Here is a 14,832-nt window from a genome sequence, read left to right as displayed (position 1 = left end):
CATTCCATCAAATTTCAGAGGAAGCAGACAATTCTGTCCCCGTCGATGACATCTTTTTTCCCAACAAAGGTTTGGGAAGAATACCTGCGCCCGCTCATCCTGCGCCCTCGTCGGTTGCAGGTTGCAGCCCTGTGCCTGCGTGGCAGCGGTGACAATCGTAAGGTTTTGCTGATTACCAGCCGTGACACCGGTCGCTGGATCATCCCCAAAGGCTGGCCGATGAACGGCAAGACCTGTTCAGAAGCTGCGTTGCAAGAAGCCTGGGAAGAGGCTGGTGTCATCGAAGCTGAAATTGATGACACGCCAATTGGGTCGTATAACTATTACAAACGGCGCGACAATGGCACCCGCGAGCCGGTGACAACATTGATCTATGCTGTAAATGTGCACAAACTGGCAGACAGCTACCCCGAAGCCTCGCAGCGAAAGCGAAAATGGCTCTCGCCGAAAAAGGCTTCAACACTGGTGGCTGAGCCTGAGCTGCAAGAACTGCTCGCTGCTCTTTGAGCACAGACGCCAAAGGAACCGCAATGTCCAACGCCCCTTCTCCCAAAGGGTGGCGCACCCTCGACAAGGATTTGAGCCGGATCTCACAAGTAGAGCTGGCCGCAACCTATGTGGCACGGGGCGTCATCGGCAAAGCGGCGGCCGCAGGTTTTGTTGTGCTTGCGGTGCTGCTGGCTGCGGCCTCGATGGGCCATCTCGACAATATGGTTGTGGTACTCGCGGCAACGGTGCTTGGGGCCTATATGGCGCTCAATATCGGGGCCAATGACGTGTCCAACAACATGGGGCCCGCGGTGGGTGCACGCGCGCTGCCGATGGGGGCTGCCATATTGATTGCCGCTATTGCCGAAAGCGCCGGAGCGCTTTTGGCGGGCAGCAATGTGGTGCACACGATCTCTTATGATATCTTGCAGATCGAACATATCACGGATGTTGACGCCCTGGTTTGGGCTATGCTCGCAGCATTGATGTCTGCGGCGCTTTGGGTGAATTTCTCAACTTGGGTTGGTGCGCCTGTTTCCACCACACATTCAGTTGTTGGAGGCGTTCTGGGCGCGGGGCTTGTTGCGCTTGGCTCTGACGCGGTGAACTGGCCTCTGGTGGCGTTGATTGCAGCAAATTGGGTGGTTTCGCCCTTGATGGGGGCGGTGATTGCGGCGCTGTTTCTGGCCTTTGTCAAAACTCAGATCGCCTATAAAGAAGATAAAATCGCTGCCGCCGCCCGGTGGGTGCCTGTGCTGGTGGCAATTATGGCAGGCGCCTTTACCAGCTATTTGATGATCAAGGGCGTGGACCGGATATTCACCTCTGCACCGACCAGCGCGCCTTTGGCCGGGTTGGTGGTTGGAGGCCTCACCTATGTGATCACCGCACCGATCATTCGCCATCGTGCCAAACAGCTGGAGAACCGCAATCGCGATCTCAAAACCCTGTTCACCCTGCCGCTGGTGATATCCGCAACCCTGCTGTCTTTTGCGCATGGCGCCAATGATGTGGCCAATGCGATCGGGCCGCTGGCTGCAATTGTCCACGTGACCCAGACCGGCAGCAGTGTGGCCGACGTAGAGGTTCCGCGCTGGGTGATGGTGATTGGGGCCTTGGGAATTTCTTTTGGTCTGTTTCTCTTTGGCCCCAAGCTGATCCGCATGGTGGGCGACCAGATCACCAAGCTGAACCCGATGCGGGCGTTCTGTGTGTCGCTTTCCGCAGCGATCACGGTCATTTTCGCAAGCAGCCTCGGCCTGCCAGTGTCTTCGACCCATGTGGCGGTTGGTGGCGTATTTGGCGTTGGTTTCTTTCGCGAATGGCATATGGCACGCCAGCGTAAAAAGAAGAAAAAGAACGCCCCCGTTGCCTTGGCCGCAGAAGAAGGCCGCCGTCGCAAACTGGTACGGCGCAGCCATTTCATGACCATTATTGCAGCCTGGATGTTTACGGTCCCCGCCGCCGCAGCCCTATCGGCAATGATCTTTAGCCTGATCCGGCTGGGGCTTATGTAACGGCAGCAGACGTAAAAAAGCCGCCCCGAGAACTGGGACGGCTTTTTTGCCGTATGTATAGCGGCGCACTTAGACGCCCAGACAATACCGCATGACAGCTTTTTGCGCGTGAAGCCGGTTTTCGGCCTCATCAAAGATCACCGACTGCGGGCCATCCATCACCGCTGAGGTCACCTCTTCTTCGCGGTGCGCAGGCAGGCAGTGCATAAACAGCGCATCGGGTTTTGCATGTGCCATCAGCGCATCATTCACCTGATACGGGCGCAGCATATTGTGGCGGCGCTCCTTGGAGGACTGGCTGTCATGCATCGACACCCAGGTATCCGCGACGACCAGATCCGCACCTTGCACAGCTTTTTCAGCATCACGTTCAATGGTGATGGTTGCGCCTGCTTTGCGTGCAAGACCGATGAACTCATCCTCGGGATCAAGCTGCGCAGGCCCTGTGAAAGTCACATCAAAACCGAACTGGCCCGCCGCATGCAGGAAGGAGGCGCAGACATTATTGCCATCGCCGGTCCAGACAACCTTTTTGCCTTTGATCGAGCCACGGTGCTCTTCATAGGTTTGGATGTCGGCCATGATCTGGCAGGGATGGGTGCGATCCGTGAGCCCGTTGATCACTGGAACAGACGCGTATTCCGACATTTCCACCAGCACGCTTTCATCAAAGGTACGGATCATGATCAGATCCACATAGCGGCTCAGCACCCGCGCGGTATCGGCAATGGTTTCGCCATGCCCCAGCTGCATATCCTTACCGGAAAGCACCATGGTTTCGCCACCCATCTGGCGCACTCCCACATCAAAGGACACGCGCGTCCGGGTGGAGGGTTTTTCAAAAATCAGTGCAACCATATGGCCCGCAAGCGGTTGTTCATCATCAGGCGTGCCCTTGGGGCGGCCAAGGCGCGCTTTTTTCATCGCATGGGCCTGATCGATAATGCCGCGCAGGGCGACCGGGTCGGTTTTATGGATATCGAGGAAATGGTTCATATCGGTCTCATTTTCAGGATCGGGCTTATGTGGGGGCCAGCCCCCACACCCCCGGAGTATTTGGGAAAAGGTGAAATCAGCTGGTTTTGACCTGGCTCGCGGCCCTATCCAGACGGGCAAAGGCCTCTTGGATGTCATCATCCGTCAGGTTAAGCGCGGGCAGCAAGCGGATCACATTGTCACCTGCAGGAACCGTGATAAGCTCAGCGTCATAGGCCGCTTGCACCACATCAAGATTGCTCACCTTGCATTTCAGCCCAAGCATCAGGCCCGATCCGCGCACGGCATCAAACACCTCAGAATGGCTTGCCACCAAGCCTTCCAGCTTCTGACGCAATAGCGCGGCCTTGCGATTGACCTCTGCGAGGAAGTCTTCATTGGCGATCTCGTCCATCACGGCGCAGCCCACAGCACAGGCAAGCGGGTTGCCGCCATAGGTGGAGCCATGGGTGCCCGCCGTCATGCCGGAGGCCGCGTTTTCTGTTGCCAGCACCGCGCCAAGTGGGAAGCCGCCGCCGATGCCTTTGGCCACCATCATGATGTCAGGGGTGATGCCTGCCCATTCATGAGCAAAGAGCTTGCCGGTACGGCCCACACCACATTGTACCTCATCAAGGATCAACAAGATCCCCGCTTCATCGCAGATACCGCGCAGCGTTTTCAGCTCGGCATCGGGCACCGGGCGAATGCCACCCTCGCCCTGCACAGGTTCAATCAGAACTGCGGCGGTCTGATCAGAGATGGCGTCTGTCACCCCATCCAGATCACCAAAGGTCAAATGTTTGAACCCCGGCAACAGCGGACCAAAGCCTTTGGTCATCTTTTCGCTGCCAGCAGCCGCGATACCCGCAGAGGAGCGACCGTGGAAAGATCCGTCAAAGGTGATGATCTCCACCCGTTCAGGCTGGCCTTTCTCATAGAAGTATTTACGCGCCATTTTGACGGCGAGTTCACAGGACTCCGTACCGGAGTTGGTGAAAAACACCGTGTCAGCAAAGGAATGCTCTACCAATTTGTCTGCCAAAGCCTGCTGCTGCGGGATCTCATAGAGGTTTGACACATGCCAGAGGTTTTGCGCCTGGCTGGTGAGTGCATCCACCAGTTTCGGATGGGCATGGCCCAGCGCATTTACCGCGATACCTGCGCCAAGATCCAGAAAACGTCGGCCGTCAGCCTCCACCAGCCAGGAGCCTTCGCCTTTGACGAAGTGCAGCGGGGCGCGCGAATAGGTTGGCAAGACGGACGGGATCATTGGATCATCCTTTTTGGAACAGTAAGGCCAAATCAGTGCAACAGCCTGGCCTTTGGGTCAATTGATTTGAAAGGGTGATGTGCACAAAACAACAAGGCACGGGGATCAAACAGGGCCATGGCCCAAGCAACTGCTATCAGCGTCGGCGTCGCAAGGACGTGGTATATGCGCGTTTGATCATAGAGCAGTTCCATAATGGAGGAAATGACACTTGTGAACCCCTTTTGTCACCTCATTCGGGCAAAATGAATGCACGGCAATTTTACACGCACTCGCCCCCACTGCGACCAGACGTTGACAATAACCCGCTGCGCGCGCCTGATGCGGGTATGACACATATATGGGCGGTGCCGAACTTCAGGTTTTTGTTTTCCGCAACCGCAATTTCCAATCTGGGTGATGGGATTTCGGCGCTTGCGTTTCCGTGGCTGGCGACTTTGATCACCCGCGATCCAATGCTCGTGGCGATGGTGGCATTTGCGGGCCGCCTGCCCTGGCTTTTATTGAGCATCCCCGCTGGAGTCTGGACGGATCGGCGCGACCGTCGCCAGTTGATGGTGCGCGCGGACCTCTGTCGCATGATGCTCACGTTTACGGTGATTGCATTAATCCTTGCACTGCCGCCGTTGCCCGCATCTGACCCTTTGGTTTATATTCTGGCGCTCAGCACATTGGCTTTTCTGCTCGGCGCGGCAGAAGTACTGCGCGACAATGCTGCACAAACCGTATTGCCAACTGTCGTGCCCAAAGACGCGCTGGAACGAGCCAATGGCCAGCTCTGGAGCATTGAACAGATCATGGGCAGTTTTGTTGGGCCACCTTTGGCGGGGATCTTGATATCTTATGCAACCCCCGCTCCCTTTGTGGTGGACGCGCTGACCTTTGCAGCTGCGGCTGCGCTGATCTGGGCCATGCGGATCCCTGCGCGTGCACCGCGTACACAGCGCAATTGGCACCAAGAAGCAAAAGATGGCATCCAATGGTTGCTACGCCACATAACGATACTGCGCCTTGCTTTGATGCTGGGGATCATGAACCTATTGTCGATGATGACCCTGGCGGTACTTCCCCTGTTTGTTCAGGATGTGTTTGGACTGACGGCTGCGCAGCATGGCCTGCTGCTGACGGCTGGTGCCGCGGGTGGGGTTCTGGGCGGGCTGATCAGCCCGATGATTGCGGCACGAAGCGGTGAACGACAGGCATTGCTGTTGGCGTTGCCTCTTATGGCAGTTGCGCTGGCCGTTATTGCCGCGGCACCTTCTGTGTATTGGGTGGCCGCCGGTCTGTTTTTGGAGATGTTTGCAGCGCTGTTGTGGAATGTGGTGACGGTCTCTTATCGCCAACGCCACATCCCTGATGACCTGCTGGGACGGGTAAACAGCCTCTATCGGTTCTTTGGCTGGGGCATGTCACCTTTTGGCGCGCTGTTGGGGGGCTGGATGGTGGCTTTGACCGCACCGATGCTTGGTGACCTTCTGGCCCTGCGCCTGCCCTATGTCATTGCGGCCGCAGGAATGGGCGCGATGTGGTTTTATGCCATGGCACGGCTGCGGCTTTGACTGTAGCGCGTTGGGCAAAGTTCAGTCTTGCCAAATCAACAAATGCAACGCATCGCTAGACCATGAGCAAAACACCCCAGCAAAACCCGCCTCTTGCCGCATTGTTTATTGTTGCAGCAACGGTCTTCATCGCCGCGACGTCGCTGCTTGCAAAGCTTCTTGGCACTGAAAGCCTGGGCGCACCGCTGCATCCCCTGCAGGTCAGCCACGGGCGTTTTGTTTTTGCCTTTTGCGCAATTACCACAGCGGTTGCAGCAATGCGGCCCACACTGAGCAAACCATATCTGCCGCTGCATCTGGGGCGGACACTGTTTGGCTGGGGCGGGGTTACGCTGATGTTTGCAGCGGTGGCCTATATTCCGCTGTCTGACGCGACCGCAATCACCTTTTTGAACCCGGTGTTTGCCATGCTGCTGGCCATTCCCCTGCTCGGCGAGCGTGTCGGCCCCTGGCGTTGGGGGGCTGCAGGCATTGCGATGATTGGTGCAATGATCCTGCTGCGGCCAACACCCGCAAGTTTTCAACCCGCCGCGCTACTGGCGTTGGGCGCCGCGGTTGTGATGGGGATGGAGCTGATCTTTATCAAAAAGCTCACCGGGCGCGAACGCCCGCTGCAGGTGCTTTGGATCAACAACGCAATTGGCGTAGCGATCGCGAGCATTGCAGTAATTCCAGTGTGGCAGATGCCAACCCTGTCTCAATGGGGGGCGCTGGCAGCACTGGGTGTCTTGATGGCCTGTGCACAGAGCTTTTTCATCAACGGCATGGCGCGGGCGGATGCCTCGTTTGTGGCACCGTTCGCCTATGCCACGCTGGTGTTTGCCACGCTCTATGATTTTGCGATCTTTGCGCAGGTGCCTGACTGGATCAGCGTGATAGGCGCCTGCGTGATTCTAAGCGGGGCTGCGCTTTTGGCCTGGCGCGAAGGGGTGCAGCGCGCTCAGGCTTTGAGACGATAACCCGAACGCAGCATTGTCCAGCCCAGCGTGCAAATCGCCAGCGCCGACAGGCAACACACCACAAAGCCAAGCAAAGGTGAGCTGTCCGAGGTGCCGATAATACCGAATCGCACGCCATCGATCAGGTAAAACACCGGATTGAGATGGCTCAGCGTGCGCAATACCGGCGGCAAAGCGTCAACCGAATAAAAAGTTCCCGACAAAAATGCGAGCGGTGTCACAATAAAATTGGTGATCGCCGCCATCTGATCGAACTTATCGGCAAAGACCCCGGCCACAATACCAAGCCCGCCCAAAAAGGTTGCGCCCAAAACCACATAAAGAAGCGCGACCAGCGGATGCGCAGGCACAATGCCAAGCACCAAATAAAGGCCAACAGCAATACCCAGCGCAACAAACAAACCGCGCGCAACAGCGCCTGCTAGGTAGCCTATCAGCACCTCAAAACCAGACAGCGGTGGCATCAGCGTGTCCACGATATTGCCCTGCACCTTGGAGATCACGATCGACGAAGATGTATTGGCAAAAGCATTTTGTATCACCGTCATCATCATGATGCCCGGTGCCAGAAAATGCAAAAACGGCACCCCCATCACATCCCCGCGACTGGGGCCAATGGCGATATTGAAGATCATCAAAAACAGACCAGCGGTCACCAGTGGCGCCATCAAAGTCTGTGTCCAAACCACCCAGAACCGGGTGATCTCGCGGCGTGCAAGTGTTCTGAGCCCCAACCAGTTTACGCGGCCAAAACGACGTTCCATCCCGCCGACGCGATATCCATAATCTGCCATTTTCGCCCCATCATTGCTGTGCTATGTGTGCTGCTGTGCTGTGGTTATGTTGCATAGCTTATGTAACAGCAGGCGCAAGATACCTTGTAACTCTCAATTCAGTGATTAGAATAGACCGCTGATAAGGAATTCGATGGCGGCCGCAGCATGCTGAGGCCGCTATTAGCTTTGAAAGGCAAACTATGTCCTGGACAGACGAGCGCGTCGAACTGCTCAAGAAAATGTGGGGCGAGGGTCAATCGGCCAGCCAGATCGCCAAGGAACTCGGGGGCGTGACCCGCAATGCGGTGATCGGCAAGGTCCATCGTCTGGGACTGTCCAACCGCGCAACCAGCACCAAAAGCGCTGAGGCGAAGGAAAAGGCACCCGCAGCAAAGGCCGCGCCCAAGCCAAAGCCGCAGCCAAAGACCGAGCCTGCGCGCCCACAGACACCTGCTCCGGCGGCGGATGCGAAACCTTCGCTGCCCGCGCGCAAACAGATCATTCCCGCAGGCCAGCCCCTGCCCCCGCAGCCTTCGGCCAATGAAATCAGCCCCGAAGCGCTGGCCAAGGTGAATGAGATTGAGAAAAAAGCCAAAAAGCTCACCCTGATGGAGCTGACCGAGCGTACCTGCAAATGGCCGGTGGGTGATCCCGCAACCGAAGATTTCTGGTTCTGCGGCCTGCCGGTGCAACAGGGCAAACCCTATTGCGAAGCCCATGTGGGCGTGGCCTTCCAGCCCATGAGCACCCGGCGCGATCGCAAACGCTGATCAGACGCAATGATTGAACAAACACCCCGCAGCCTAAGGCGCGGGGTGTTTTCATTTGCACTGCATGTTGTTTCTGGCTCATGGTGGCACCTGTCATCTGATGAGGACCAACACCACCCATATGCGCCGCTTTCGCCTTCCCTATCTGGTTCTATGCTGTGTGCTGATCACCGGGCTGCTGTTTCGCCTGTCCTATGATTATTTTGTCGCCGAAGAAATGGCACGGGCCGAAGGGCGGCTGTCGCTGTATCAGTCGACCGTTGACGCAGAGCTTGAACGGTTTTCCCATCTCACCCATGTTTTGGCCCGCGACAGCTATGTGCGCGCCGCATTGGACCAATCCGCCACCGTCACGCTGAATTTCCGCCTGGCTGAATTTGCCCAGCGCGCGGGGCTGGAAGCGATCTATCTGATGGACACGGGTGGGCGCACAATTTCCGCATCAAACTTTCGCACACCTCTAAGTTTTGTGGGCAAAAACTATGGGTTCCGCCCCTATTTCAAATCCGCGCTCGAAGGGCGGCAGGGCCGGTTTTACGCCATTGGCAGCACCACCGGCACGCCGGGGTATTTCATCGCAGATCCTGTGCGGCGCGACGATGGGACAGTGATTGGCGTGGTGGCGATCAAGGTTGGGCTGAAAGCCCTGGCCGAAAGCTGGCGCAGTTCTGGCGAAAAGGTCTTGTTGGCAGATGATCGCGGTGTGGTGATCCTGTCGTCGATGCCGGACTGGCAGTATAAACTTTTGCGACCCCTGGCACCGGAGGCGGCAGAATACATAAAAACCACCCGGCAATTCGGCAGCTATAGATTAACACCCCTGGATTGGCACAGCGAGCCTGAGCAGCGCGCGCGCATCGAAGATGACACCCATCTCCATGTTCACGCCCCATCAGGTATTCACGGCTGGGAAGTGCATTATTTCGCAAGCGATGACCGCGCCGTTGCACGCAGTGGCCTGATCACCGCTGTGGCAGCGGTGGCGGCGGGTCTGGCGCTTGGCGCGCTGCAGCTGTATCGCACCCGCCGCATTCGCGAGGCGCTGCGCAGATCTGAGCGCGAAGAAAGCAGCCTGCGCGCCACCAACGCACGTCTTGCCCATGAAATTTCGGAACGCCGCCTCACCGAGCAGCGTTTAGAACGCACTCAAGAAGAGCTGAACCGCGCGGGCCGATTGGCCGCTTTGGGGCAGATCTCCGCCTCTGTTACCCATGAACTTGGCCAACCCATCGCCGCCATGCGCAACCATCTGGTGGCAGCCCAGATCAGCGGCGCGCAGAACCCTGGCGCGATGCTCAACAATCTCACATCGCTGGTGGATCGCATGGACGGGATCACCCGGCAGCTAAAGTTCTTTGCCCGTTCCGGCAAAAAGACCTTCGACAAAGTTGAGATGGAAGGCGCATTGCGGGCCGCGCTTGAGCTTATGGCGCCGACCTTTGAGCAGCAAAAGATTGTGGTTGAGACAAACATTGCCACTGGCCTGCCCAGTTTGCGCGGCAACCGGCTGCGGCTAGAGCAAGTGGTGGTCAATCTTTTGCGCAACGCCGCGGATGCAATTGAAGGCGTAGACACCCCAAGGATCCATCTGGATGCCAGACATCAAGACGGCAGCATCGTAGTTGAAGTGCGTGATAATGGGCATGGATTGGGCGCAAATACCCTGTCCGATCTGCAAGAACCTTTTGTGACCACACGTGAAAGCGGCCGCGGCATGGGGCTCGGGCTTGCCATATCTGCACAAATTGTCAAAGAACATGGGGGCGAGATGAGCGCCGCAAACCGCAAAACCGGCGGGGCCTGTTTCTGTGTCCGCCTCCCGGTTGTGGAAAGCCCGAACACGCAGGAGACCACATGATCGATCAACGCCCCAACAGTATTTTGGTGGTGGACGACGACAAGCAAATGCGCCAGTCGCTTATGACACTGTTAGAGGCTGCAGGCTGGCAAGTGGAATGTTTGTCGCGCGCGGATCTGGTGCTGGACTATCTAAATGATGCGCGCCCGGATGTGATTTTGTCTGATGTGCGTATGCCCGGCATGTCCGGGCTTGAACTTTTGGCAGCGCTCTCCTTGCGTGAAGGTACGCCGCCGCTGGTGCTGATTTCCGCCCATGGCGATATTCCGATGGCGGTGCAGGCGGTACAGGACGGCGCCTATAGTTTTCTGGAAAAACCCTATGAGCCGCGCCGCCTGTTGCAGGTGTTGCAAAACGCAGCTGAACGCGCCCGCATGCGCCAAAGCAATGCACGCCTTACGGAACGCCTGATGCAATTGTCGGGCCTTGATCGCAGCGTGCTTGGTCAAACAGCGCATATGGAACACCTGCGCCGCGATATCTTAAACGTGAGCGACATAGGTGTATCGGTGCTGCTCAAAGGTGAAACGGGCACCGGCAAGGATCTGGTCGCCCGTGCCCTGCACGATCTGGGCCCGCACCCGGATGGGCCGTTTCTGGCACTGAACTGCGCCGCCCTCTCGGAAGAGCGGTTTGAAGCCGAAATGTTCGGCGTTCATGGCAAAAACAACGGCCAGCTGCGCGGTGCAGTGGGTGGCACGCTTTATCTTGATGAAATCTGCGCCTGCCCTTTGCCGGTTCAGGCCAAACTGTTGCGCGTGATCGAAGAAAAAGAGATCTTGCCGATTGGCGCACCCAACCCGATCGCGGTGGATTTCCGCGTGTTGTCGTCAACCAATGTGGATCCGGAACAGGCGGTTGCAGCCGGGGATCTGCGCGCGGATCTGTTTTACCGGCTCAATACTGTCATGGTGGAGCTGCCCCCGCTGCGACGGCGCCGCGATGACATTGCCCTACTGGCGCGTCATTTCCTCAATCAGGCGGCACGGGTCTATGACCTGATCGCCCCCGAGCTGAGCCACGATGACCTCGCCGCGCTTTTGGCGCATGACTGGCCCGGCAATGTGCGCGAACTGCGCCATGCCTGCGAACGCAGATGCCTCACCGCGCGCCGTGGCGGTGGCACAATGATGCAGGCCATTCATGGCGCCGCCCCTGCTGAAGACAGCCCCACCACTTTGCGTGAGGCGGTAGCAAGTTTTGAGCGCGAGCTCATCGCCAAGGCCATTCGTGACCATCATGGGCGCATGGATGACACCGCAGATGCGCTGGGGATTGGGCGGCGCACGCTGAACGAAAAGATCGTCAAACTTGGCCTCGACAAAGACGCGCTTTTGTAAGCCATTCATCCAAGATTAGCAGCCTGCGGAAAGCCGCAGGCCCAAGACACAGCCGCGCGCGATTTCCTTCATAGCCAAACTCTGTTCAGTTTTAGACACTCTGTATCGAGATTTCAGAATGCATCTGGGAGGAGACAGAATGCGCAAGACCCTTACACAAACAGCTATTGTTGCTTTGACCGTCGCTTTTGCCGGTGAGGCTATGGCCACCGAGTGGAATGTATCGCTGTGGGGCAAACGCCGCGCCTTTACCGAGCACGTGGAAAAGCTTGCTGAGCTTGTGAATGAAAAAACCAATGGCGAGTTCACCCTGAACATCAGCTATGGTGGCCTGTCCAAAAACCGCGAGAACCTTGACGGGATCGAAATTGGCGCGTTTGAGATGGCGCAATTCTGTGCCGGTTATCACCGCGACAAAAACCCCTCGATCACCGTGCTGGAACTGCCCTTCCTGGGCGTGACCTCTCTGGCACAAGAAACCGAGCTGTCGATGGCGCTGTATCAGCACCCGGCAGTTGTTGAGGATCTGGGCCGTTGGAACGCAACCCTGCTGATGCCGTCGCCGCTGCCGCAGTATAACATTGTGGGTGTGGGTGATGCGCCTGCTTCGCTGTCTGACTTTCAGGGCCTGACCGTACGTGCGACCGGTGGTATTGGCGCTGCGATGGAAACCATCGGCGCGGTCCCTACCTCCATGTCTGCAACCGAAGTGCGCCAGTCTATGGACAGCGGCGTGATCAAAGCGGCCAGCTTTGCGCCCCACGCGCATATGTCTTACGGCACCATTGAAAACGCCACTTGGTGGACTGCAAACCTGAACCCAGGCACGCTGAACTGTCCGGTTGTGGTCAACAGCGACGCGCTGGCGGGTCTGTCAGATGAGCACCGCAATGCGCTGCTGGATTCCGTGCCCGAGGCGCTGGATTACTATATCTACAACTACAACAACAAAACCATGGATGCATGGGGTCCGGCTCTGGATGAGCGCGGCATCACCCAGGTGACCTTCTCCGAAGAAGAAATCACCGCGTTCAAAGATGCTGCAGCCGCCCCCGCAGCCGCAGCATGGATCGCAGAAAACACCAAACGCGGCCTGCCTGCACAAGAGCTCTATGACATGGTCACGCGTATGATTGCCGAAGGCAAATAAGACCACCCTCTCGCCCCCGACAGCGCCAAAGCGGCCTGTTGGGGGCCTTTTTATTTCCCGAACATAAGGAGCGACCCGCATGGCCGGATCCTCTCTCGTTCTGTCTGATGACAGTCTGCTGAGCCGAATTGACACGCGGCTTTATGCATTGGAAAAGCTGTTCGCCCTGCTCAGTGGTTTGGCGGTTTTTTCCCTGATGTTGCTGGCGGTGGTTTCTGTCAGCGGGCGTAACGGTTTTAACGCCCCCCTGCCCGGTTATGTGGATTGGATCGAACAGGCGATGCCGCTTATTGCCTTTATGGGTGTGGCCTATACCCAACGTGATGGCGGCCACATTCGCATGGATATGCTGGTGGGCGCATTGCATGGGCGGGCACTGTATCTGGTGGAATTCATCACAACCCTGGCAATCCTCTTGCTGATGATCCTTCTGGTCTGGGGCACCTGGGCGCATTTTCAGCGCAGCTTTGATTTTGCATCCCCGATGTGGAGCCGCGACAGCTCGATGGATATTGCCCTACCGATTTGGCCCGCGAAACTCTTGGCACCGGTTGCGTTTTCCATCCTGTGTCTGCGCCTTTGCCTGCAGCTATGGGGCTATGCGCGCGCATTCATACGCAATGACCAGACCCCTGTTGCAATCCCGATGATTGCCGACGCCGCCACCCAAGCCGCAATGGAAGCCGAGCATGTCTCTGGCCATGATGAGACCGAGGGACGCTGAAGATGGAACCTATTGAAATTGGATTGATCGTCTCTGGCGGCATGCTGGTGCTGGTGGTGCTTGGCATGCGCGTGGCCTTTGCGGCTGGCCTTGCGGGTATGATCGGGCTCATTTGGATCTTCTGGGCCAAGTTTGGCTATGATCCGGGCCGCTTTGGCAAAGCCTTGACCATTGCGGTCAAAACCGCAGGACAAGTGCCCCATTCCAAAGTCTCAAGCCAGGCGCTGTCGCTGATCCCGACCTTTATCCTGATCGGCTACCTTGCCTATTACGCAGGCCTCACGCGGGCCTTGTTTGAGGCGGCAAAACGCTGGTTTGCCTGGGTTCCGGGCGGGCTTGCGGTCTCAACCGTGTTTGCCACCGCAGGCTTTGCAGCCGTATCTGGGGCCTCCGTTGCGACCTCAGCTGTCTTTGCCCGTATCGCCATCCCTGAGATGTTGAAAATCGGCTATGACAAACGTTTTGCTGCGGGGGTTGTGGCCGCGGGTGGCACATTGGCCTCGCTTATTCCGCCCTCTGCCATTTTGGTGATCTACGCAATCATCGTCGAACAAGACGTGGGCAAGCTTTTGCTTGCAGGCTTTGTGCCCGGCGCGTTTTCAGCGCTGATCTACGGCGCGCTGATCATTGGCATGGCCCTCACAATCAAAGGTTTCGGCCCCGCTGTCAGTGGATTCACGTGGAAGGAACGTTTCACCGCGCTGCCGCCAGCGCTGCCGATCCTGTTTGTGGTCGCGACTATTGTGCTCTTTGTCTACAACCCCTTTGGCGGCGATGCCTGGGGCACCCCGACCGAGGGCGGCGCGATCGGAGCCTTTGTTGTGTTTCTGATGGCGCTTTATCGTGGCATGCGCTGGAGTGAGTTCAAAGACGCGCTGCTGGAAACAGCCAAACTGTCGGTGATGATTTTCACCATCATCTGGGGCGTATTGATCTACGTGCGTTTCCTGGGGTTTGCGGATCTGCCCGGAGCCTTTGCCGATTGGATCACTTCGCTCACCATGTCACCGATGCTGATCCTGATCTGCATTCTGCTGGCCTATGCGGTGCTGGGCATGTTCATGGACGCAATTGGCATGCTCTTGCTCACACTGCCGGTGGTCTACCCTGCGGTGATGGCGCTGAACGGCGGTGAGTTTGTCTCAGCCGCGGACAGTAGCTTTGGCATGTCAGGTCCGATGTGTGCGATCTGGTTCGGGATCTTGGTGGTGAAAATGGCAGAGTTCTGCCTGATCACACCACCAATTGGCCTGAATTGTTTTGTGGTGGCGGGCGTTCGCGATGACATCAGCGTTCAGGACGTGTTCAAAGGCGTAACACCTTTTTTCATCGCCGACGCGCTGACCATTGCCGCACTGGTGGCTTTCCCTTCCATTGTGCTTTGGCTGCCAAGCCTCGCGTAAAGGCGCTGACCTAAGATCAAAAAAGCCCCGCAGCGGTTG

13 protein-coding genes are annotated in these 14,832 nt (G+C 57.4%); 10 read left to right on the top strand and 3 right to left on the bottom strand.

What is annotated here, in order from left to right:
* Positions 1–45: 45 nt before the first annotated feature.
* On the top strand, positions 46–507 hold the full coding sequence (locus tag GG681_RS11880; RefSeq protein ID WP_153548220.1) for an NUDIX hydrolase: 462 nt from the start codon (positions 46–48) through the stop codon (positions 505–507).
* A 23-nt stretch (positions 508–530) separates the two neighbouring features.
* The gene (locus GG681_RS11875; RefSeq protein ID WP_153548219.1) at positions 531–2,006 is read left to right on the top strand and encodes an inorganic phosphate transporter; all 1,476 of its coding nucleotides are present in this window, start codon (positions 531–533) and stop codon (positions 2,004–2,006) included.
* A 69-nt stretch (positions 2,007–2,075) separates the two neighbouring features.
* On the opposite strand, the gene argF is transcribed toward GG681_RS11875, so the two are convergent.
* Complete coding sequence (gene argF, locus GG681_RS11870) at positions 2,076–3,002, bottom strand: ornithine carbamoyltransferase (protein WP_153548218.1); 927 nt, start codon at positions 3,000–3,002, stop codon at positions 2,076–2,078.
* 76 nt (positions 3,003–3,078) lie between these two features.
* On the bottom strand, positions 3,079–4,254 hold the full coding sequence (locus GG681_RS11865; RefSeq protein WP_153548217.1) for an aspartate aminotransferase family protein: 1,176 nt from the start codon (positions 4,252–4,254) through the stop codon (positions 3,079–3,081).
* 329 nt (positions 4,255–4,583) lie between these two features.
* Between GG681_RS11865 and GG681_RS11860 the strand changes: the two genes are divergently transcribed.
* A complete protein-coding gene (locus GG681_RS11860; protein ID WP_153548216.1) occupies positions 4,584–5,813 on the top strand; it encodes an MFS transporter in 1,230 nt (409 codons plus the stop codon).
* Positions 5,814–5,875: 62 nt separating this feature from the next.
* On the top strand, positions 5,876–6,772 hold the full coding sequence (locus GG681_RS11855) for a DMT family transporter (RefSeq protein ID WP_153548215.1): 897 nt from the start codon (positions 5,876–5,878) through the stop codon (positions 6,770–6,772).
* On the opposite strand, the gene GG681_RS11850 is transcribed toward GG681_RS11855, so the two are convergent.
* Positions 6,754–7,566 (bottom strand): ABC transporter permease, encoded by an 813-nt coding sequence (locus tag GG681_RS11850; RefSeq protein WP_153548214.1) that lies wholly within the window; start codon positions 7,564–7,566, stop codon positions 6,754–6,756. The two genes, GG681_RS11855 and GG681_RS11850, sit on opposite strands and share 19 nt — an antisense overlap.
* 182 nt (positions 7,567–7,748) lie before the next feature.
* Between GG681_RS11850 and GG681_RS11845 the strand changes: the two genes are divergently transcribed.
* The 6 genes from GG681_RS11845 (at position 7,749) to GG681_RS11820 (ending at position 14,793) form a co-directional block, all read left to right on the top strand.
* On the top strand, positions 7,749–8,318 hold the full coding sequence (locus GG681_RS11845; RefSeq protein WP_153548213.1) for a GcrA family cell cycle regulator: 570 nt from the start codon (positions 7,749–7,751) through the stop codon (positions 8,316–8,318).
* 100 nt (positions 8,319–8,418) lie between these two features.
* Positions 8,419–10,176, top strand: coding sequence for a sensor histidine kinase (locus GG681_RS11840; protein ID WP_235899912.1), 1,758 nt, complete (start codon positions 8,419–8,421; stop codon positions 10,174–10,176).
* A complete protein-coding gene (locus GG681_RS11835) occupies positions 10,173–11,516 on the top strand; it encodes a sigma-54-dependent transcriptional regulator (protein ID WP_153548212.1) in 1,344 nt (447 codons plus the stop codon). Before GG681_RS11840 ends, GG681_RS11835 begins: the two co-directional genes overlap by 4 nt.
* A gap of 139 nt (positions 11,517–11,655) precedes the next feature.
* Positions 11,656–12,666: a type 2 periplasmic-binding domain-containing protein gene (locus GG681_RS11830; protein WP_153548211.1), complete on the top strand. Its 1,011-nt coding sequence runs from the start codon at positions 11,656–11,658 to the stop codon at positions 12,664–12,666.
* 79 nt (positions 12,667–12,745) lie between these two features.
* Positions 12,746–13,390 carry a TRAP transporter small permease subunit gene (locus GG681_RS11825; protein WP_153548210.1) on the top strand — a complete coding sequence of 215 codons (645 nt, stop codon included), beginning with the start codon at positions 12,746–12,748 and terminating at the stop codon, positions 13,388–13,390.
* A 2-nt stretch (positions 13,391–13,392) separates the two neighbouring features.
* On the top strand, positions 13,393–14,793 hold the full coding sequence (locus tag GG681_RS11820; RefSeq protein ID WP_153548209.1) for a TRAP transporter large permease: 1,401 nt from the start codon (positions 13,393–13,395) through the stop codon (positions 14,791–14,793).
* The last annotated feature ends 39 nt before the right edge of the window (positions 14,794–14,832 follow it).

The sequence above is a fragment of the Tritonibacter aquimaris genome, from assembly GCF_009617595.1.
GTDB classification, from domain to species: Bacteria; Pseudomonadota; Alphaproteobacteria; order Rhodobacterales; family Rhodobacteraceae; genus Epibacterium; species Epibacterium aquimaris.
The sequence above is the reverse complement of the archived record's forward strand: the minus strand, read 5'-3'. Positions and strand labels throughout refer to the sequence as shown.

What these genes read in the sequence shown, in the direction of transcription:
- GG681_RS11880 (WP_153548220.1), top strand. Translation starts at nt 46, where the DNA reads ATGACATCTTTTTTCCCAACAAAGGTTTGGGAAGAATACCTGCGCCCG.
- GG681_RS11875 (WP_153548219.1), top strand. Translation starts at nt 531, where the DNA reads ATGTCCAACGCCCCTTCTCCCAAAGGGTGGCGCACCCTCGACAAGGAT.
- argF (WP_153548218.1), bottom strand. Translation starts at nt 3,002, where the DNA reads ATGAACCATTTCCTCGATATCCATAAAACCGACCCGGTCGCCCTGCGC.
- GG681_RS11865 (WP_153548217.1), bottom strand. Translation starts at nt 4,254, where the DNA reads ATGATCCCGTCCGTCTTGCCAACCTATTCGCGCGCCCCGCTGCACTTC.
- GG681_RS11860 (WP_153548216.1), top strand. Translation starts at nt 4,584, where the DNA reads ATGACACATATATGGGCGGTGCCGAACTTCAGGTTTTTGTTTTCCGCA.
- GG681_RS11855 (WP_153548215.1), top strand. Translation starts at nt 5,876, where the DNA reads ATGAGCAAAACACCCCAGCAAAACCCGCCTCTTGCCGCATTGTTTATT.
- GG681_RS11850 (WP_153548214.1), bottom strand. Translation starts at nt 7,566, where the DNA reads ATGGCAGATTATGGATATCGCGTCGGCGGGATGGAACGTCGTTTTGGC.
- GG681_RS11845 (WP_153548213.1), top strand. Translation starts at nt 7,749, where the DNA reads ATGTCCTGGACAGACGAGCGCGTCGAACTGCTCAAGAAAATGTGGGGC.
- GG681_RS11840 (WP_235899912.1), top strand. Translation starts at nt 8,419, where the DNA reads ATGAGGACCAACACCACCCATATGCGCCGCTTTCGCCTTCCCTATCTG.
- GG681_RS11835 (WP_153548212.1), top strand. Translation starts at nt 10,173, where the DNA reads ATGATCGATCAACGCCCCAACAGTATTTTGGTGGTGGACGACGACAAG.
- GG681_RS11830 (WP_153548211.1), top strand. Translation starts at nt 11,656, where the DNA reads ATGCGCAAGACCCTTACACAAACAGCTATTGTTGCTTTGACCGTCGCT.
- GG681_RS11825 (WP_153548210.1), top strand. Translation starts at nt 12,746, where the DNA reads ATGGCCGGATCCTCTCTCGTTCTGTCTGATGACAGTCTGCTGAGCCGA.
- GG681_RS11820 (WP_153548209.1), top strand. Translation starts at nt 13,393, where the DNA reads ATGGAACCTATTGAAATTGGATTGATCGTCTCTGGCGGCATGCTGGTG.